This window comes from Halobacillus trueperi (assembly GCF_003386945.1).
Classification (GTDB): domain Bacteria; phylum Bacillota; class Bacilli; order Bacillales; family Halobacillaceae; genus Halobacillus; species Halobacillus aidingensis.
Genome location: NZ_QUAE01000001.1, coordinates 286,231 through 304,889, shown reverse-complemented (window position 1 = coordinate 304,889; position 18,659 = coordinate 286,231). Strand labels below are relative to the sequence as shown.

Below are 18,659 nucleotides of genomic sequence, written 5' to 3'. Positions count from 1 at the left end.
TCCATCCCCCTATTCTACGAGCCACTCCATCTCTGTCATTTCGACGGAGTATTCTCCCTCTTCTAATTCATAATGTACTTTATCAAACGTTCCCTGATCTCCAGGGTTCAAATAGTTCGGAAAAACTTTCACAGATTCAGAGCGGACGACGTTTCCTTCTTCATCAAGGATGTCATACTTCACAGTCACCGTACTGATGATTTGTGTCGCCACACTTTTCAAGGAACCCTTCACTTTATAATCACCGAACTCATCTTTTGTAATCGAAAGGTCGACAACTTCAAGTGCCTGGGTCTGGTTACGCAATTCATCCTGTGCCGCTTGCTGCATGGCACTTTCCAGCCTTTGCTGTTCCGCTTGTTCGAAGGCCTTCTTCTCCTGTTGGATCCGTTCCTTCAACTGAATCAATTTTTCGTCATTGGAAACGTACTGCAAGCCCTGATCGATGATGGCAATCGCTTCGGCATAACGCTTTTCCCCCGCTGCTGCTTCCGCTTTTTTCGTCGATTGGTTCACGATTTTTTCAAAAATTTTATCCCGGACTTTGGAAGCTTCCTCCAAATTCAGGTCGGACAATGTATTCAGTTTTGCTGCCAGTTCATCCACATCTGTGATTTTCGAAAGTTCCTGATTGATTTCCTTCAATGTCAGTCTGGAATCCATTTCATTCATTTTTGGAACAAGGGTAACAAGCAAACGGCTGTCTTCTTGTCGCAAAGACTCTTGAATGGCCGTGAGCTTCTCATTCGCTTTTTTCAATGAACCTTCTTCAATCCACTTGCCAACCGTCTCAAGCTCCTGATCCCAGGTCAATGCTTCCTGCACAGATCCGAGCTCCTTTTGAAGCGCTTCAAGCTCCGGACGGCGGTCGATCGCTCCGACGAGCAGTTTTTCCGCTTCCCGGTACTCCCCGGCAAGGGCTTCCTGCTCCGCTTCTTTTTTCATAGCAACGACTTCCGCATTCACATCTTTCTGATAGTCATAAACAAAATAAAGGGCCACCCCCATTACGACAAGCATGACGAAAGGCGTAATGATTGGCAACCACGATCGTTTAGCCGTGCTATTCGGTTCGGGTGTTCGCATCAAGTTCTTTCCGCATTGGGAACAGTAACGGGCACCGTCATCCACCATATGCTTACAATGAGGACATTCAGTCATGGTCCCGTCCTCCTTTTCTATCACTTTCATAATTCTGGAATCTCTAAGAATCCTTATCTATTATAGCATGCCTTCCGCTGGATGAGTAAACGACATAGGTCCCTTTTTTCAAAAAAATTCACTGATGCAGGATAAGCGCACGGCCCGTTCTTATTTGTCCGCATAAAATGATATATCTTAAACCCGAGAGGAGGGTCCTCATGTCGAATCGCCCTAATGAAAACAAGCCGAGCAGAAAGCCCTCAAAACCGTGTTGTGGACGTAAACGCAAAGGGACGTCCCGCTGAAAATAGCAGGAGCCGCACGAAAAAAAGCGGCTCTTTTTCAACAGGGTGTCATTTGTCACAGGAATGTAATCTATTTGTAGGTATTTTGTCTTTGTATGATGGTTTAGTGGTTGGTACAATGGGCGAAGTGAAATATTGAAAGGGGACCTTTACTTATGAACAAACGTCTATTTTCCCTTCTTCTTCTGCCTATGATCATCTTCGGACTTACACTTCCGGCAGCTGCCGATGAAGTGGACAAGCCCGCTCAAAATATAGAAACGAAATCTCTCTCTTTAGATAAAAAAACAAAAGATCTCGAACGTTTTCCTGACAAAGAAAAGAAAGCCGTCACAGCATCCGCTACGAAAAACGACGTCAAGCGTACCGTTGCTGTTGAAGCGACTGCCTACACAGCTTTTTGCGAAGGATGCAGCGGAGTCACCTACACAGGTATCGATCTCCGTGCCAATCCGAATCAAAAAGTGATCGCCGTCGATCCGAATGTCATCCCGCTCGGCTCTAAAGTCCGCGTGCCGGGCTATGGCACAGCCGTGGCTGGCGACATCGGCGGAGATATTGAAGGTCACCGCATCGATCTCTTTATGGAACAGGAAAAAGACGCCTTCGACTATGGGCGCCGACAAGTAAAAGTTGAGATTTTGAATTAAACTCTTCCTTACAGGGAGAGTTTTTTTATTTTTTCTTCACTAAGAGGAAATCATTTAATCTAGAAGCGTTCCTTGTTTACCCACTCATTCTAATGCCTTGACGAACGGAGCATGAATTCTCGTCATCGAGCACGCTGTCATGAAGGCCGACTCCTTCAACCTTAAAAGCGTATAAAAAATAGGCAGCTTCCTTTTCACAGGAAAGCTGCCCATTTTTTTAATCTCTGCTGAACCTTGTTTTCTTCGCACATTTGTCCAAATAAAAACTCTCCACACTACTGGTATGAAGCGCTACACCATCTTCCAAAAACCACCATGTGCCCTTATCCAGCTGTTTGACGATGAATTCGGACGCCTCACGCTCATCCATTTCTTCACTCAGCTCAAGGTCGTGCGTCACGACACGCTTGCTATCCAAAAGGAAAATCACGTGCCACTCTTTTTTCTTCGCCATGTTAACCACTCCTTTTCCTATATGTAACTTACTATTACTTACCCACCTGTTTTTTAGTTTAATCTTAAAATTAAAACTCATACATCAACTTCTAGTACTGTGCGCCAAACCTGGACATAAGATATCCGCATTGCCTTATTTATTAGCGGCTTTTGCAACTATATTAGCGGCTTCCTCCTGTTTATTAGCAGCTTCAGCATACATATTAGCAACTTTCTCCTTATATTAGCCACTTTCCCCCATTTATTAGCGACTTCCACAAAACACCTTCCCTAAACAACAAAAAAGCCACGCCAGCAGCGTCGCTTTCGATCAGTCTTTATGTAGGGGGAGGTGCGCCAGATGTACGCCAAGAAGTTCTTCGATTTGCTTTTTCACAAACAAAGAAAAACCAGCGAGTAACATATGAGCGAGCGACAGGTATAAGACATCCCTCCAATAATTGTTTTAGGTCGTCCTGTCTACACATTTATTTTACCACTTGTCCTCGTTGAATCATGTTAATTCTACGTAAAGACTGAGCTTTGTTCTCTTTGTACAACCATTGTATGCAGGATGATTTACAAATAGACGAGTCTCCGTTACAATATCAAAAGTTCATTTAAAACTAAGTAAACAAATCGGATTTAGGAGGAATGAAACATGCAACAACAAACTGTCCAGCAGACGGTTGAAGAAAACAACACCCGTTCGACCGTCATCGCTCCATTAGATCCGGTACAGAAACCATTCGTATGGATCGGTGCGATCGTATCGCTGCTTTTATTTATAACGATAGTATCTGTCACAACCTTCACGCAGGGCGTTCTGTTCTTGATCGGCCTTGTTTTCGGGCTCGTGCTTCTGCACGCAAGGTTCGGCTTTACTTCAGCATTCAGACGGCTGATATCGGTCGGTAATGTCCAAGGTCTTCAAGCCCACATGCTCATGCTCGCTGTTGCAACAACGCTTTTTGCCATTATATTAGGGACAGGGTTCAGCTTCACAGGTAACGTCCCTCAAGGCTATGTATTCCCTGTCGGCATCAGCGTCGTCTTCGGTTCCTTCATTTTCGGTATCGGCATGCAGCTTGGCTCCGGCTGTGCATCCGGAACGCTATATACTGTCGGAGGAGGAAAATCGTCGATGATCCTCACGCTGCTAGGTTTCATCGGAGGCTCAGTGCTCGGTGCGTATCATATCGGGTTCTGGCGCGAGACGCCGACCCTACCGGCCATTTCTTTAGCGGAATCCACCGGCTTTGGCTATTTCGGTGGCTGGATTCTGCAGCTGGCGATTTTCTTAGGGATCTACGGCATTACCGTTAAGGTAGCCAGGAAAAAGAACCCACCGAAAATGGCTCCACTCAAAACGACGACCGGTTTGAAAAAATTGTGGCGCGGGGCGTGGCCGCTGCTGCTTGCTGCCGTCATCCTAGGCGTATTGAATGCCATCACCCTTGCTGTCCGCGGCAACCCTTGGGGCATCACCTCCGCCTTTGCGCTTTGGGGATCGAAGTTCATCCAGATGTTCGGCGTAGATGTCGCGAATTGGACATATTGGTCCAATGACCCGGAACCATTGAATCAGACGGTCCTTGCCGACTCCACGAGTGTCATGAACTTCGGCATCATCCTTGGGGCCTTCATTGCGGCAAGCTTCCAAGGTAACTTCAAGCCTGGAAAAATTAAACCAGGCATAGGGGCTGCATCCATCATCGGGGGTGTTCTTATGGGATACGGCGCACGCCTTGCGTTCGGTTGCAACATCGGCGCCTACTTCGGCGGCATCGCATCCTTCAGCCTGCATGGCTGGGTATGGATGATCATGGCCTTAGCCGGAACATATCTCGCTCTGTTCCTGCGGCCGATGTTCGGCATGAAAAACCCGAACCCTAAAGATTCGATATGCTAAAAGGAAAACCTCCAGCTTTCGGGCTGGAGGTTTTTAAGGTTTATTGATCTATGGAATATTCAGCCGATATCTGTCTTCCTTTCATTGATATATTGAGATTTCAACCGATATATTTAAATTTCAAGCGATTTCATCCAAGTTCAATTGATATCTGTTCGAAACACTCACCTGTTTCTTTTTCAAAAAATGTGGTATGATAAGAACAGATAAAGGATACACATAAGAAAAGGACCACAGCTGGCACTGCGGTCCTCCCGGATCAGCGCTTAAGCCAAAGGGCGCAGCCTTAAAATAGACTCACCCGCATTCACGTCAGAATAGGGAGTCTATTTTTTTATGCGTAAAATCGCGACAACTAAGCCGAGAACGGACACGATGAACGAACTGAACGCGATCATCACCATCAACGATTCATACATACTCAGAGGCATCACCCCCTTTGCGCTGGGGTTAGCCGACACCCTATTCAATTGGCGAAAAGCGTGATCCACTTTAAATTATACCATGTCCTTCCACGGAAACAGACAGGCTTTTTGGACTATCCCTACTTCCACTATCGCTCCCGTTTGTTGAAGACGGAGTTTCGAGACTTTTGTTGAGTGGATGGGGGCTGCGGGGAATCGCTCGCTTTCCGCGGGAGCGCGGTGAGCCTCCTCGGACTGCGTCCTGTGGGGTCTCACCATGCACTTTTTTCCCGCAGGAGTCTCACCATTCCCCTTCGCCCACTTGCCGAAAGAGATTCTCGAAACCACCTTCCAGTAATAAGAGCTTTTATGGTTAAGGATCCTATATCGACGCAGTTTAAGCAGGATTTCACACCAAAACTAGGCAGGTTACTATAAGAGGGATTTCGAGAACCTCATTTGGTAAAGGGCGGAGGGAAACGGTGAGACTCCTATGGGGTGTGCGGGACAGCTGAGACCCCGCAGGACCTAGTCCGAGGAGGCTCAGCGCCCGCCCCATGGAAAGCGAACCTTTTCCCGCAGCCCCTAAACTCATACAAAAGTTTCGAAATCAACCTTTCAATAATACTGCCATCATCTAAAAAAGGAAGGCACCGAAGTACCTTCCTTTCTCCTTATAATAACTTCGCGACAAACTTCCGGCTTCTCGGTCCGTCGAACTCACAGAAGTAAAGTCCCTGCCATGTACCGAGAACGAGTTTTCCATCTTCCACAAGCAGCGTCTGAGCATGTCCAAGCGTGCTCGTTTTCATATGTGCGGCTGTGTTTCCTTCCGCATGACGATCTTCCGGGTGGTCCCATGGATACACTTCACGGAAGCGGCGCAGCATATCGGTTTTCACGTCAGGGTCGGCGTTTTCATTCACAGTCAGGCCTGCCGTCGTGTGCATCGACTGCACAACGACAACACCGTCTTTGACGCCTTCTTCACGGATCCAGTCCTGGACCTGGCTGGTCACATCAATCATTTGATCATGATGATCGGTTTTAACATGGAATGTTTTTAACATAGAATCAACCTCCGATTTCTGAAGCGGCGAACGCTTCTAGTTTTTCATAGGTCGCATTTTCTTCTGCAAAAAATTGCTTCTCTGAAACTTCAAAAGTAAGGGCTCCCAAATCGACATCAACCTCTGCTTGATAGACATTGGTTCCATTCCCGCGCAGCTGGATGGAGAAACGTCCGTTGTCTTTTTCGACGACACAGTTGACGAGTCCGCCTTTATTGATGACAACGATCGGTGTACCCAAATCATTCGGTCCTAGAATCGTTGATACTAACGAAGAAGCGCTCATGGCAGTACCGCAGGCGTTTGTCAATCCGACACCACGCTCGAACGTACGGACGAAGATTTTATTTTCCTCAAGAATCTGGACATAGCTTACGTTTACACCATTCGGAAAAACTTCCGGCAAATCGTTCGCCTTTTTCCCGACCGATAGCAGTTCCTCCTGATCGACAGAATCGACGATGGTCACGATGTGAGGGTTTGGTACACTTAGAGCTGTAAATGTTCGCTCTTCAGACAACTCGGGAATCTTCACATCGACCGCTTCTTTCCCTGCAAAATTCATTGGCAGTGAATCGACCTCAAAACTGACAGGCTCAATCATGACAGAGAACGTATCGATCTCAGGGAAAATCTCTTCTACTTGAGAAACGGGCAGCACGGCTTTCTCTGTTTCAATCGCAATTTCCTTTTTCCCGAGTTTTTCAATCATATGGCGGGCGACACAGCGCAGACCGTTGCCGCACATTTCCGCTTCCGTGCCGTCTGAGTTGAACATCCGCATCCGGCCTTCCGCTTTTTCACTCGGCATAACAAAAAGAATGCCATCAGAGCCGATGCCTTTTTCCCGGTCACATAATAACAGCGACAGCTCCTCTCGCTCTTTTTCTGAAAAGCCAAAGTCATTTTCAATCTCATCGATCAGGATGAAATCGTTCCCCGACCCGTGGCATTTGATGTATGGAATCTTCATAATACAACTCTCCCCTGGCGTTCATTTTTTCATTATCATAGCATACATACGCGCAAAAAAAGAAGCGTGTGACCGTTAAGTCGCACGCTTTTTCATCAACCATAAAAAGTAAGGCGCTCCAATCAGGGCGACGAGGATCCCTGATGGAATTTCATTCGGTGCAAGCAGTGTCCGGCTGAACAAATCCGCAACCACTAACAGCGCCCCACCGATCAGCATCGTAACAGGCAGCAGCTTCTGGTTGACGCTACCGACGAGCAAACGCGCAAGGTGTGGAGCAATCAGTCCGACGAACCCGATTGAGCCGACAGCAGCTACACTGCAGGCAGCAAGCAGCGTTGCAATCAACGCCATTTGAAAACGCACGTTCACGACACGAAGTCCGAGTCCTTTGGCCGTATCATCTCCGAGTGACAGGACGTCGAGCGTTTTAATGTAAAACGCAAGGAGCGGGATGAACAACAAGACCGGCCAGATCAAGTATTGCAACAGCTCACTCCACCCTTTGGCATAGGTCGTACCGGAAAGCCATGTCAACGCAGAGGCCACTCCGATATCCGCCTGGACGACCATGATTTGAATTAAAGCCGAACCGAAGGCCGACATCCCGATTCCAAGTAATGCGAGCACAGTTGGTTGGAATTCGGCTTTTACCCCTAAAACCATGACGATGATGAAAAACACCAAAGCACCGGCCATCGCGCCGACGGGAATCCACACGGCCGAGACACTGAACCAGTACATCGTCATCAACGCACCGACACCGGCACCGGAAGTGATCCCGATAACGGAGGGATCTGCAAGCGGGTTCCGTAACACGCCTTGGAAAATGAGACCACTGACTGCGAGAACCGCCCCACTGAACAAAGCAACAAGTGCACGAGGCAGTCTCAAGTCTATGATCAAACTTTGTAAGAAGGTGTTCGCTTCCCCGAAGAACGCATTGTAGGTAACCAACGGTTCGAATCCGTAGTTCCCTGAAGCAAGGCTGACGAGCAGCGTAATCGTAATAAGCGCCAACAATACGGGCAGCAATTTTTTCATGGACAAGGTAGCGGAATTCTTCCCGGCCATAATCGCCCCGCTGTTCTGGCTGCCTGTCCGCTTCATCCGCATCACTAGCCAGATGAGCCACGGCGAACCGACAAGTGCGGTAATAGCACCTACCGGCAGTTCATTGAAGGATGGATCAATCACGCGGGCAAGGACGTCCGCTAAGAGAAGCACGTTTCCTCCCCATAAAAACGACCCTAAGATGAGCGGCAGGTGGGCACGATAACCGATTAGCTTGATCAAGTGCGGCGCCACAAGTCCGACAAAACCGATCGGACCGACGATACTGACGGTCACACTCGTTAAAAGTACAGCAGCGATAATTGTGACGACTTTAACGCTGCGCACATTCTGCCCGAGCGCTGTCGCGACATCGTCTCCGAGTGTTAACGTATCAAGCTTGCCTGAATAGATTAAAGTCACAATCACTCCAACGATGATTACCGGCAGAGAAAAGGTCACTCCATCCCAGTCATTCTGAATCAGTGTTCCAGATCCCCACAAAAACAACCCCTGCGTTTCATTTTCATAAAAAATCTGCAGGACGGATGTAAGCGCTGAGAATAGGAACGTAACAATCATCCCGGCAAGCACCATCCGGACAGGCGTTGCATCAGAACCGCCCGATAAGACGTACACGAAAAGAAAAGTCAGAATTCCACCGAGAAAAGCGGTCATGATTCCATTTCCGACCATAGCGGCCGGCAGAAAAATCGTTGTGACGACAACGGCAAAATACGTCCCTGAATGGATGCCGAGCGTACTTGCAGACGACAACGGGTTTTTCGTAACGGTCTGTAAAATCACACCGGAGACGGCCAGCGCACCACCAGCAATGATTCCCATGACTGCACGGGGCATCCGTAATGTACGGACGGTATGGTGCTGCAGGGTATCCTGAGGATTGATGATTGATTCAACAACAACCCCGAGCGGGATCTCTACATTTCCTTGATTGATATGTATAAATGTTAAAAGACACAATAACGCGGTCCCACCTCCGAAGGTGAGAACCGCAATCATTGTGTTCTTAAGTGTAGAATTCATAACATCCACTCACTTTATTTTTCTTCAAGGGCTGCGTTGACCACTTGTTCAGCTAAGACTTCTGCAGATAGTGGTCCACCGAACGTCCAAGCATCTCCTGGCATTTGATACGTACGATCTTCTTTTACGAACGCAAGGTTTTCCCATACCGGGTTGCCCGCCAACTGATTTTTGAAAATGTTGTCTTCTTCCTGAACGATGTAGAAGAAGTTGGAGTCCTGATAGTTCTGAAGCGCTTCTACTGTTGTTTCCGTGTAGCCGTACACTTCAAGCTTTTCAGACTCATAATCGTTCTTCATGCCCATACTGTTCATAATTTGTGCGACCATGGAGTTGTCTGTGAACAAACGAAGCGTCGGCGTATCCTGCATCGTGAACGCTTGTGTGATCACGTAGTTCATGCCATCTTTCCCAGCCTCTTCTAAGCGGGCCTGCTGCTCTTTGAATGTATTCTCCATATCAGAAAGGACCTGTTCAGCCTTGTCCTCTTTATCAACGATTTTCGCCATCGTGTTGAACTCATCTTTCATGTTCTGGAACTGATCCTGTGCTGCTTCTTCAGAATATGGTGCAAACATGACCGTTGGCGCGATGCTTTCCAAATCTTCTTTGATGGCATTGTGACGGAAATCGACACCAATGATCAAATCAGGATTCAAACGGGAGATCGCTTCCAAGTTCGGCTCTTGACGCGTTCCTACATCTTCCACTTTTTCGCTGAATGGAATACCGACATTGACCCAGTCGCCATATTGATCAAGACCAGCGACACCAACCGGCTCCATGCCAAGTGCCTGAAGGTTTTCCGCATACGTCCACTCTAAAACAACGACTTTCTTAGGTGTTCCTTCAATCGTCTGTTCTCCGTTTGCATCTTCAATTGTCACGGAACGAGTTTCCTCTTCTTCCGTTGTTTCTTCTTCCTGATTTTCTGTTCCTTCACTCTCGGAACCTTCTTCAGATCCGCCACCACAGGCAGCAAGAACGACTAGCCCAAGCATAAGGGCAAACAACCAAAACTTCTTCATGTTTGACATCCTTTCACACGTTTCTTTTATGTAGAATCCTTTATCCGTCGCTTCATCTTCATACCCTTACATAGAAAAAAATAACAACTGATAAAGATTCTCATTATCATCACAATCACTATCCTACCTCAGACTCAAATTTCTGTCAATGAAAACTTTTCTCAATGAAACGCTTGTGAAACATTAGGCTGATATACAACCACGTTCAGTCGCTATGGCAAGTGGTTAGGGCGTTACTTCCCTGCGCTAGGTCGTTACTGGTTCTCTTTAGAGCGCTATCCTCACAATTACGAATGCATACTCCCCAGCCAATCATAAAAAATTAAACCTTTCCCCGACTCAAAGCCCTCCTTCCGCACCATCTGTTTGAACACTTCCATCAATCCCCCATAAAAGTAGCGCAGCAATTCTGTACGTACCATTCCTTTTTTATAAGCAAAAACCGCCTGCCTGAACGTCTCGTTGATCTTATCCAAATAATGCTCGATCGGTTGTTGCAGCTTCCATTGTTTAAACGCACTCTGCACCGTCCGCCAAGCCGGCAGCACCTGTTCCGCGCCTACAAATGGCTGAGAGGTTTCAATGAAGGAAGAGGGGATGAACGATGGCAGAAATGTCGCATCAAACGGTACAACTTTACTAATAGAAGATTCTCCCTGTTTTTTCTCTGTTTCAGGTGTGGATTTGGCCGCTTGAGGGTTGTCCTGTTGGGGAGTTGCCGTTTTTTGTGGGGTGTCAGGAAGGGTGTCACGAGGGGTGTCATCCGAGGGTAAAAAAAGATCCGGCTGTTGCAGGAACACGAGCAAATTGCCACCCTGTCGTCCGTTCGGCTTCTTCGTTGTCACTTTTTCAATCAAATTCTCGTTCACTAAGCTTCTTAATGCACGAACCACTGTGCTCTCACTCAATCCAGTCCCTTTTATGATCGTCGCTCTTTTCGGAAAAGCGACACCGGGAAACTTGACGGCATGACGCCAGATGAACGTCAGTACCTTGAGCGTTCCCTCTGACAATGCTGCCTTTCTTTTGTATAAAAAACTGCGCACATGCAGATCGAGCTCCTTTTTATCTTTGAAGCGTTGATGTTCTTTTATATTATTCCAATCCATTTTCCTTCCACTCCCATTTTATAGTCTCAAACTATAATCGATAGAAGTGAGAGTTTGGTGTCTAAGAAAATGAAATTTTTCATAAAATTTAGAGTTAGGACACTTTGTATTGGTGTTAAGGTACTTCCCTATGACGTTAAGTCACTTTAATCGCAGTTAGGACACTTTCAACCTCCGTTAGGTCACTTTGCCTCCCCGCACGGTCACTTTCACTCATGCCGCCTCACCCGAACCCTATAAAAAAAACCTGTTTAAACAAGGGCCAAATCGGTAATTCTAAAATTGTCAGCCTAATTATGAACATTTTGTGTCCAAAGTGCGAATTTTTTGTTACAATGAAATCAAAGAAAACGTTTACATTAAGGAAACATCAATAAGGAGATGATTTTCATGGGTGCGATCGTAATGTTCTTGTTATTGGCGACAGTAGCTCCATTTCTATTTTTACAAGCGAAAAAGATGGCTTTTGCCGTCGCACAATCGATTCTGCTCATCGGCATGTGGCTGTACTTCTTCCAGGTGACGATGTACGCAGATCCAGGTGCCTTCTCGATCACATGGTCGATGTTCTATCTTGGATTGATCGGCGCGCACGTCGCATGGGTGATGTTCATCGTGGCGACCGTCAAATCAAGCCCTGGGTACCAAGACAGTTTAACCAAAGAAAAAGAAACGCTCCTTTCCTGATTCCAGGAAAGAAGCGTTTCTTTTTTTTAATCTCTCGGCTGCAGTTTGTACAGCTGGATCATGGCCTGTACAAAACCAAAGCCTGTTAATAGATAGAGTACAAATTTAGGGTCATAGGAGGAGTAAAGCGCTCCGCCTAAGGAAAAAGCCGTCAGCAATATGCAAAGAACGAACCCAACTAAATCTTTCCACGGCCAGCCGGCCTCCATCGACATGTTCTGCTTTTGTTCCATCCTGATAACCCCCATTTGTATTAATGACCGCTATGGTCTTCTGATTCTTGCTGCTCGTGCTGTTGGTGTTCGCCTGTGTCTCCATGATCATGCCCGAAGGACATTACGAAAAGGGAGCCTGCTACGATGATGCCAGCGAGGGCGAAACCGTGAAACATCATGTTCCATGGCACATGTCCATTTCCACTTGAAGCTTCCGTGACGTGCATGAACATGAACAATTGAACGCCTGCTTGAAGCAGAGCCAAAATCATGATGCCGATGATGACCCATGTGACAGGCAGGTCGGATTGAATCGCTGCCCATGCGGCAACAAGTGTCATGACAAGCGACAAGATAAAGCCAATGACGTGATTCATCGGTACACGTTTTTTCGAATCTGCCATATTAAATCACCATCCCAATCAGATAGACACTCGTGAAGATGAAGATCCAAATGACATCAAGGAAGTGCCAGTATAAGCTGATGATAAAGAATTTGCGGCTTGTGACATTCGTCAGACCACGCTGCTTGATTTGGATCAAGAGCAGAATCGCCCAGCCGATACCAAGCGTGACGTGCAGTCCGTGTGTTCCGGCAAGGATAAAGAACGCCGACCAGAATGCACTGGACTGGATCGTTGCGCCTTCATGTGCATAGTGAACGAATTCGTAAATTTCAAAACCAAGGAATCCAAGACCAAGAGCCAGCGTAATGACCATCCAAAGAATCAGCCCTTTGACCGACCCCCGTCTCATTTCGTGAATCGCAAGTCCACAAGTGAAACTACTTGTAAGAAGCAGGAAGGTCATGACAAGAACGATGCCCGGCTCAAACAATTCGCTTGGCAGTGGTGCATCAGCTGTACGTCCGAACAACACGGCATATGTTGCGAAAAGGGTTGCGAAGAGGACGACTTCGGCTCCGAGGAAAATCCAGAAGCCCATGATGCCCATCTGCCCTTCTTGGGTGCGATATTCTAAAGGACCTGTTTTCAGTTCTTCCGCAGCCATATCATAACCCCCTCGCTTTTTTCTCTGTACGTTTGATTTCTTCAACCGGTACATAATAACCGTCGTCATAATCGAAGGAACGGCGGATCATCATGAACACCGCACCGATTAATCCGAAGACAGCGACATACATCCATTCAAAGACAAGACCGAAACTGGCAAGTCCAAGGAAGGCCATCATAATAAACGGCTGTCCTGTATAACTCGGCATGTGGATCGGCTTCACTTTGTCTTCTTCAAACGTCGTTTTGCCTTCTTCTTTCATACGGATATATGGATCGATTTCATCGACATATGGCACCGTTGCAAAGTTGTAATAAGGAACTGGTGTCGTTGTCGCCCATTCAAGCGTACGACCGTTTCCATTCCAGGAGTCGCCTGTTGTTTCGCGCTCACTGTAACGGAAGCTGTAGTAGACGTTGTAAACGAACACGATGAAACCAAGTCCCATTCCGAAAGCACCGACGGTTGAAATGACGTTCAATGGAAGCCACTCGGCGACGTTCGTGATGAACAAACGACGCGGCATGCCGTCTAAGCCTAGGAAATATTGTGGGAAGAAGCAGACATGGAAGCCGAAGAAGAACAACCAGAATGCCCATTTACCCAAACGCTCGTTCATCTTGTGACCGAACATTTTCGGATACCAGAACACAAGACCTGCGAAACAGGCAAATACGGTACCTGCGATCAGCACGTAGTGGAAGTGCGCGATCAGGAAGTACGAGTTGTGGAACTGATAGTCCGCAGCCGCCATACCGAGCATGACACCTGTGACACCACCAAGGATGAAACTTGGGATGAAGGCCAGGGACCAAAGCATCGGTACAGTGAACTCGATTTTCGATTTATATAAGGTCGCGAGCCAGTTGAAAATCTTCACTCCGGTCGGTACGGCGATCAACATCGTCGAAACGGAGAAGACGGAGTTAACGAATGCGCCGGCACCCATCGTGAAGAAGTGGTGGACCCATACTAAGAAACTAAGCAATGCAATGACGATCATCGACCAAACCATCACATTGTAGCCAAACAGACGTTTTTTCGCGAATGTGGCAATGACTTCGGAGAAAATACCGAAGGCAGGAAGGATAACGATGTACACTTCCGGGTGTCCCCACATCCAGAACAGGTTCGCCCACATCATCGGCAGGCCTTCTCCTGTCAAAGTAAAGAATTGTGCACCGAAAATACGATCAATCGTAAGTAGTGCAAGAGCTACGGTCAAAATCGGGAAAGCGAACACGATGATGAAACATGTGACCAATGTCGACCATGTGAAGATCGGCATATGGAAAAGCTTCATGCCAGGGGCACGCATTTTCAAGATCGTCACCATCAAGTTGATCCCTGTAGCAAGGGTACCAATTCCTGATAGCTGCAGTCCCATCAGATAGAAGTTTTGTCCAGGTCCAGGGCTCATCGCTGCACCGGAAAGCGGGGTATAACTTGTCCACCCGGCATCCGGAGATCCTCCGATGACGAAGGAAATGTTGAAGAGCGCCATTCCGAAGAAGAAGGACCAGAAACTTAAGGCGTTCAAATATGGAAACGCGAAGTCACGCGCTCCGATCTGCAATGGAACGATGATGTTCATGAGTCCGATCAAGAACGGCATCGCCATGAAAATGATCATGATCGTTCCGTGCGTTGTGAAAATTTCATTATAGTGCTGGGAGTTCAAGAATCCCAAATCAGGGAATGCCAGCTGCACCCTCATCATCATGGCGTCGACGCCACCACGGAATAACATGAGAAGGGCACTTAAAATATACATGACACCGATTTTCTTGTGGTCAACGGTCGTCAACCATTCGCTCCACAGCCATTTCCATTTTTTGAAATACGTCAGAATGAAAAGGAGGGCGAGCCCAACTAAGGCCATTGATACCATGGCACCATAGATGATCGGTTCACCGGTGACTAGAATATCTGTAATGTGCATGTCTTCACCTGCTTTCTTTACGTTCTATTGGAAGCTTTCCTGTTTTTCAATTTCATACAAATGAAGCTTTTCTTTGAATTGTTCACGGTATTTATCGACGACATAGCCCATATCTTCTCTCGTATGGTGCTTCACATAATCCAAGTGTGTGCTGGAATAGGATTGTTTGTCAGTCAGTCCAGGTGCAAGCAGCTCATCATAACGTTCCGCTGTCAGCTCTGGTGCTTCATTGTTAATTTCCTCTGCCCATGTGTTGAAGTCTTCTTCACTTTCGGCATGTACTTTGAAGGTTTGAGCAGCGAAACCTTCTCCATTGAAGTTGGAGTTACGACCATCGTAGACCCCTTCTTCATCTGCCTGCAGATACAATTTTGTCATCATACCTGCCATGTTGTACTTTTGACCACCAAGTGCCGGAATCCATAGGGCTGACATCGAATCTGCCGAAGTCAGTCGGAATTCAATCGGACGATCGGTAGGGATGTGTAAGTAGTTCACGGTTTCAATATCCTGTTCCGGATAACTGAAGAACCATTTCCAATCCGCCGTCGTTGCGTGAATGACTAGAGGTTCCTTCTCCTCTTCCCCTGCGGCAGGTTCGGGAGCTTTCTCCAAGTCGAACAATGTCGTAACGGTCGGGATGGATAAAAGAATGACAATGATGAACGGAATGACCGTCCAGATGACCTCGATGGTCGTATTCCCATGCAGATTCGGGTCATAGTCACTTTCTTTACGTCCCGGTCGGTTCTCACGGTACTTGATGAGCATGTAGGCAAACAGAGCAAACACGACAACAATGATACCAAGCATGAACCAAAGGGAGTATACAATCAGGTCATATTGACTTTGAGCGACCGGCCCTTTGGGATCGAGCACAGTCATTTCCAACTGCCCGCACCCGCTTAAGAAAAGAATCAAGCCGAGCGGCAGCAAACCAAACCATCTATTACGGAGATGCTTAGCTTTCATGAATCTTAACCCTCCTATCAATCTGTTAAATTTTAAGTATAAAACTCGGAAACTAGGAGCTGTTATACGTATCAGGGCTTGACTGATTATATCAGATTTTGCGGAATTAGAAATACAAGTTCACAACTTTGTCATACATCGTTCACGAACTTTTAATAAATCCGCCACATGATGGACGCTTTCAAGGAAATTACTAACAATTTAATAAAAAATAGGATGAACAACCAGGAAGGGAATGGTATTTTCAATCGTCGAAAAAGCCAGAACAATCGGGGATGGTGAGCTTCCCCCTCTCCTTACCCCTCTTCCAGATGTGACGAAACCTTTTTCAGCCAATACCGGCCCCTGCACGTTTCAACTTTCAGGCAAAAAAATAAGAACCTGTTTCACTATAAAAGTGAAACAGGTTCTTTAAATGGATGAAACACCTTTTATGGAAGAAGGACGATTTTTCCTTTTTTACCCGACTCTTTGAAATACTGCTGCGCTTCCCGCGCTTCCTCTAATGGAAACGTCCGGTCGATGACAGGCTGTATTTTCTTTTCAGAAATCGCTTTTAACATCCGCTTGAATTCTTCGCGTGTCCCTAAGACCGATCCATACATGGTGATGTGCTTCAAATAAAGGGTACGGAAATCGAGTTCTGTTTTTTGCCCCCCGGAAGAGCCGGATGTGCAAAATTTGCCGCCCTTTTTAAGCACGGTCAAGGCCGTGGAGAACAGCGCATCTCCGACGACGTCAAGCACGGTATCAATGGGACCACCGTTGGCTTCCAAAATTTCTTCTTCCAGATTCTCGGATTTATAAGACAGCACATGTGTCGCTCCGAGTTCTTTCATTCTCTCTTCCATACTCAAATCCCCAACGAGCGCAATGACATCCGCTCCGAAAACTTTCGATGCGATCTGGATGTTGAGCGAGCCGACGCCGCCGTTTGCGCCTGTGACCATCACCGTTTCACCAGGTTTCGGCTGCACTTGTTCGACCATATGCCAGGCCGTCATACCACTGACCGAAAACACACAGCTTTCGGTGTAATCTTCAAGCGGCATATCAAAGCAAAGCTCTGCGGGCCACACGACATACTCAGCATATCCGCCATCATATTCGGAACCGATGAAGGACATGTCTTCCGAAATGTGTTCTTGTCCATCCGGGCCACTGGAAGTGAACGGAAAAAGAACGACGTCTTTCCCCATCATCGTTTCATCGACTTGTTCACCGACCTGGACCACTTTGCCGGTAATATCAGAACCAGGGGTACGTGGGAATTGAACGCCTTCGGGACGCCAGCCTGACTTGCCGCCTTGGCCGTAAGCCCCTTCCCTCATCCAGATTTCCGTATTATTGATAGCACAAGCTTTCACCTGCACGAGCACTTCATTTTCTTTCGGTTCTGGAGTTGGAATGTCCACCAGCTTCAACTGATCTACATCGCCATATCCAGTTACTTGAACAGCTTTCATCTTAAGGCACCTCTTTCCGATTCGCTTTTCTCAACTAATATGCGATATTCATCATAAGGTTATTCATGGCGTGCATCAAGTCATCCGCTCACAGTATGCATTCATGAATCGAGTATGGGCAGGAACACTTCAACGTCTTCCCCGTTTTCCGTAGGGTGATATGTCTCTACAATATAGGTCAGCCAATCCCGGGAGAGTTGTTGTTGAAATATCCACTCCCCCACTTCCTTATAAAGGACATCTACATGATCGATGGGTCCTCTAGATGAAGCATAGGTTCCGGAAACCTCTAAATACTCCATCCCTTTAGGCACCTGACTCGGCTTATCTTTTACCAGAACCCCTACATAATAGTGACCCTCGAGGTGATCCTCCCCCATCTTAGGCTCAAAGAGAGCGATCTCGATATTGGCATGGTTTTCGATTTCCCTCGTCCGATGTAACAGCTGTCTCGCAAAGTCCGGGACTTCGGTTGCAAAATTTTCAAAAGCTCCGTGGCCTTTGATGGCGACGATTCGAAAGGTTCGTTTCAACGTGATCATGGTAGAACTCTCCGTTCTGAAGGAGCCTTTTGAATACTGCTTAAAGATCCTTCTTTTAAGTTTTTATGCTGGTAGTCTCTTTTTTTCAGCTCCATCATTTTCTTATCTTCGATTCACTTTTAGACGAGTTTCTTCCATTGATTATCTTTCTTCACATGTTCAGAAATGGAAAGCGTCTACCGCTTTATGAACGGGTATTCGCAAACGGCTCTCTTTCCTTTTTTCTCAATCTTTGTTTCGCTGAAGCCGTGTTGGGTAGGACGGGGACATGCTGGTAGGCTTTGGCGAGACCAAACAAGGGCATATTCCCGTAAATGACTTCATGCGCCCCGTCCTTCACTTTGTAAGTTTCATGGTAGATTCCGACAGCCGGGTTATCTTTCACTTTGCGATTGAAGTTTCTCCACGCCTTCAAATGCTTCGGAGCTCTGGCATAAGCATAAAGTTCGTTTTCCGAACGCCAATACTGGATCATCAATGTTGTTCGAAAGTTTATGAAATTCTCTAAGGAAAAGAAACCATTGTCCTTTTGTGAATAAAGCTCCTGAACCATTGGCGGCATCGCCAGAAGAACGGGCAGCCATTTATGTACAGCCAGCCATTTGTTAATCCTCATCCCAATCAAAAACACAATCACTTCATCATCAGCTTCGGCTGTATAACGACCTGGAAATATTTTAGCGGCCATGAGC

At 46.9% G+C, this 18,659-nt stretch carries 19 protein-coding genes; 3 read left to right on the top strand and 16 right to left on the bottom strand.

The window, feature by feature from the left end; all coding sequences use genetic code 11:
- Positions 1-9: 9 nt before the first annotated feature.
- Positions 10-1,161 (bottom strand): zinc ribbon domain-containing protein, encoded by a 1,152-nt coding sequence (locus DYE48_RS01600; protein ID WP_115822103.1) that lies wholly within the window; start codon positions 1,159-1,161, stop codon positions 10-12.
- A gap of 442 nt (positions 1,162-1,603) precedes the next feature.
- Between DYE48_RS01600 and DYE48_RS21580 the strand changes: the two genes are divergently transcribed.
- The gene (locus tag DYE48_RS21580; RefSeq protein WP_115822101.1) at positions 1,604-2,098 is read left to right on the top strand and encodes a 3D domain-containing protein; all 495 of its coding nucleotides are present in this window, start codon (positions 1,604-1,606) and stop codon (positions 2,096-2,098) included.
- 217 nt (positions 2,099-2,315) lie between these two features.
- Here DYE48_RS21580 and DYE48_RS01585 read toward each other — a convergent pair whose 3' ends face one another.
- Positions 2,316-2,552 (bottom strand): hypothetical protein, encoded by a 237-nt coding sequence (locus tag DYE48_RS01585; protein ID WP_115822100.1) that lies wholly within the window; start codon positions 2,550-2,552, stop codon positions 2,316-2,318.
- A 642-nt stretch (positions 2,553-3,194) separates the two neighbouring features.
- Between DYE48_RS01585 and DYE48_RS01580 the strand changes: the two genes are divergently transcribed.
- The gene (locus DYE48_RS01580) at positions 3,195-4,445 is read left to right on the top strand and encodes a YeeE/YedE family protein (protein ID WP_115822099.1); all 1,251 of its coding nucleotides are present in this window, start codon (positions 3,195-3,197) and stop codon (positions 4,443-4,445) included.
- 326 nt (positions 4,446-4,771) lie between these two features.
- Here DYE48_RS01580 and DYE48_RS21575 read toward each other — a convergent pair whose 3' ends face one another.
- From DYE48_RS21575 to DYE48_RS01555, 6 genes are all read right to left on the bottom strand, one after another.
- Positions 4,772-4,864 carry a putative holin-like toxin gene (locus DYE48_RS21575; protein WP_226591619.1) on the bottom strand — a complete coding sequence of 31 codons (93 nt, stop codon included), beginning with the start codon at positions 4,862-4,864 and terminating at the stop codon, positions 4,772-4,774.
- A gap of 659 nt (positions 4,865-5,523) precedes the next feature.
- Positions 5,524-5,919 (bottom strand): secondary thiamine-phosphate synthase enzyme YjbQ, encoded by a 396-nt coding sequence (locus tag DYE48_RS01575; RefSeq protein WP_115822098.1) that lies wholly within the window; start codon positions 5,917-5,919, stop codon positions 5,524-5,526.
- A 4-nt stretch (positions 5,920-5,923) separates the two neighbouring features.
- Positions 5,924-6,892: a diaminopimelate epimerase gene (gene dapF / locus DYE48_RS01570; RefSeq protein ID WP_115822097.1), complete on the bottom strand. Its 969-nt coding sequence runs from the start codon at positions 6,890-6,892 to the stop codon at positions 5,924-5,926.
- A gap of 75 nt (positions 6,893-6,967) precedes the next feature.
- A complete protein-coding gene (locus tag DYE48_RS01565) occupies positions 6,968-8,992 on the bottom strand; it encodes an iron ABC transporter permease (RefSeq protein ID WP_115822096.1) in 2,025 nt (674 codons plus the stop codon).
- 14 nt (positions 8,993-9,006) lie between these two features.
- On the bottom strand, positions 9,007-10,020 hold the full coding sequence (locus DYE48_RS01560; RefSeq protein WP_167449421.1) for an ABC transporter substrate-binding protein: 1,014 nt from the start codon (positions 10,018-10,020) through the stop codon (positions 9,007-9,009).
- A gap of 287 nt (positions 10,021-10,307) precedes the next feature.
- Complete coding sequence (locus DYE48_RS01555; protein ID WP_115822095.1) at positions 10,308-11,129, bottom strand: helix-turn-helix domain-containing protein; 822 nt, start codon at positions 11,127-11,129, stop codon at positions 10,308-10,310.
- Between the two features lie 390 nt (positions 11,130-11,519).
- On the opposite strand from DYE48_RS01555, the gene DYE48_RS01550 reads away from it, so the two are divergent.
- Positions 11,520-11,816, top strand: coding sequence for a hypothetical protein (locus tag DYE48_RS01550; RefSeq protein ID WP_115822094.1), 297 nt, complete (start codon positions 11,520-11,522; stop codon positions 11,814-11,816).
- 26 nt (positions 11,817-11,842) lie between these two features.
- Here DYE48_RS01550 and DYE48_RS01545 read toward each other — a convergent pair whose 3' ends face one another.
- The 8 genes from DYE48_RS01545 to DYE48_RS01505 all read right to left on the bottom strand — a co-directional run bounded on the left by DYE48_RS01545 (position 11,843) and on the right by DYE48_RS01505 (position 18,655).
- Positions 11,843-12,049, bottom strand: coding sequence for a cytochrome C oxidase subunit IV family protein (locus DYE48_RS01545; RefSeq protein ID WP_115822093.1), 207 nt, complete (start codon positions 12,047-12,049; stop codon positions 11,843-11,845).
- 20 nt (positions 12,050-12,069) lie between these two features.
- A complete protein-coding gene (gene qoxD, locus DYE48_RS01540) occupies positions 12,070-12,435 on the bottom strand; it encodes a cytochrome aa3 quinol oxidase subunit IV (protein WP_089651037.1) in 366 nt (121 codons plus the stop codon).
- 1 nt (position 12,436) lies between these two features.
- Positions 12,437-13,042, bottom strand: a complete 606-nt coding sequence (gene qoxC / locus DYE48_RS01535; protein ID WP_089651036.1) for a cytochrome aa3 quinol oxidase subunit III — start codon at positions 13,040-13,042, stop codon at positions 12,437-12,439.
- Between the two features lies 1 nt (position 13,043).
- On the bottom strand, positions 13,044-14,987 hold the full coding sequence (gene qoxB, locus DYE48_RS01530; RefSeq protein WP_115822092.1) for a cytochrome aa3 quinol oxidase subunit I: 1,944 nt from the start codon (positions 14,985-14,987) through the stop codon (positions 13,044-13,046).
- Between the two features lie 24 nt (positions 14,988-15,011).
- A complete protein-coding gene (gene qoxA / locus DYE48_RS01525; protein WP_115822091.1) occupies positions 15,012-15,959 on the bottom strand; it encodes a cytochrome aa3 quinol oxidase subunit II in 948 nt (315 codons plus the stop codon).
- A 431-nt stretch (positions 15,960-16,390) separates the two neighbouring features.
- Positions 16,391-17,425 carry a zinc-binding dehydrogenase gene (locus DYE48_RS01515; protein WP_115822089.1) on the bottom strand — a complete coding sequence of 345 codons (1,035 nt, stop codon included), beginning with the start codon at positions 17,423-17,425 and terminating at the stop codon, positions 16,391-16,393.
- Positions 17,426-17,526: 101 nt separating this feature from the next.
- Entirely contained in the window at positions 17,527-17,967 is a 441-nt protein-coding gene (locus DYE48_RS01510) for a GyrI-like domain-containing protein (RefSeq protein WP_115822088.1), read from the bottom strand.
- A gap of 184 nt (positions 17,968-18,151) precedes the next feature.
- Positions 18,152-18,655, bottom strand: a complete 504-nt coding sequence (locus DYE48_RS01505) for a DUF4188 domain-containing protein (RefSeq protein WP_115822087.1) — start codon at positions 18,653-18,655, stop codon at positions 18,152-18,154.
- Positions 18,656-18,659 lie beyond the last annotated feature (4 nt).

What these genes read in the sequence shown, in the direction of transcription:
- DYE48_RS01555 (WP_115822095.1), bottom strand. Translation starts at nt 11,129, where the DNA reads ATGGATTGGAATAATATAAAAGAACATCAACGCTTCAAAGATAAAAAG.
- qoxD (WP_089651037.1), bottom strand. Translation starts at nt 12,435, where the DNA reads ATGGCAGATTCGAAAAAACGTGTACCGATGAATCACGTCATTGGCTTT.
- DYE48_RS01550 (WP_115822094.1), top strand. Translation starts at nt 11,520, where the DNA reads ATGGGTGCGATCGTAATGTTCTTGTTATTGGCGACAGTAGCTCCATTT.
- DYE48_RS01510 (WP_115822088.1), bottom strand. Translation starts at nt 17,967, where the DNA reads ATGATCACGTTGAAACGAACCTTTCGAATCGTCGCCATCAAAGGCCAC.
- DYE48_RS01565 (WP_115822096.1), bottom strand. Translation starts at nt 8,992, where the DNA reads ATGAATTCTACACTTAAGAACACAATGATTGCGGTTCTCACCTTCGGA.
- DYE48_RS01575 (WP_115822098.1), bottom strand. Translation starts at nt 5,919, where the DNA reads ATGTTAAAAACATTCCATGTTAAAACCGATCATCATGATCAAATGATT.
- qoxA (WP_115822091.1), bottom strand. Translation starts at nt 15,959, where the DNA reads ATGAAAGCTAAGCATCTCCGTAATAGATGGTTTGGTTTGCTGCCGCTC.
- qoxC (WP_089651036.1), bottom strand. Translation starts at nt 13,042, where the DNA reads ATGGCTGCGGAAGAACTGAAAACAGGTCCTTTAGAATATCGCACCCAA.
- qoxB (WP_115822092.1), bottom strand. Translation starts at nt 14,987, where the DNA reads ATGCACATTACAGATATTCTAGTCACCGGTGAACCGATCATCTATGGT.
- DYE48_RS01600 (WP_115822103.1), bottom strand. Translation starts at nt 1,161, where the DNA reads ATGACTGAATGTCCTCATTGTAAGCATATGGTGGATGACGGTGCCCGT.
- dapF (WP_115822097.1), bottom strand. Translation starts at nt 6,892, where the DNA reads ATGAAGATTCCATACATCAAATGCCACGGGTCGGGGAACGATTTCATC.
- DYE48_RS01560 (WP_167449421.1), bottom strand. Translation starts at nt 10,020, where the DNA reads ATGAAGAAGTTTTGGTTGTTTGCCCTTATGCTTGGGCTAGTCGTTCTT.
- DYE48_RS01580 (WP_115822099.1), top strand. Translation starts at nt 3,195, where the DNA reads ATGCAACAACAAACTGTCCAGCAGACGGTTGAAGAAAACAACACCCGT.
- DYE48_RS01585 (WP_115822100.1), bottom strand. Translation starts at nt 2,552, where the DNA reads ATGGCGAAGAAAAAAGAGTGGCACGTGATTTTCCTTTTGGATAGCAAG.
- DYE48_RS21580 (WP_115822101.1), top strand. Translation starts at nt 1,604, where the DNA reads ATGAACAAACGTCTATTTTCCCTTCTTCTTCTGCCTATGATCATCTTC.
- DYE48_RS01505 (WP_115822087.1), bottom strand. Translation starts at nt 18,655, where the DNA reads ATGGCCGCTAAAATATTTCCAGGTCGTTATACAGCCGAAGCTGATGAT.
- DYE48_RS21575 (WP_226591619.1), bottom strand. Translation starts at nt 4,864, where the DNA reads ATGTATGAATCGTTGATGGTGATGATCGCGTTCAGTTCGTTCATCGTG.
- DYE48_RS01545 (WP_115822093.1), bottom strand. Translation starts at nt 12,049, where the DNA reads ATGGAACAAAAGCAGAACATGTCGATGGAGGCCGGCTGGCCGTGGAAA.
- DYE48_RS01515 (WP_115822089.1), bottom strand. Translation starts at nt 17,425, where the DNA reads ATGAAAGCTGTTCAAGTAACTGGATATGGCGATGTAGATCAGTTGAAG.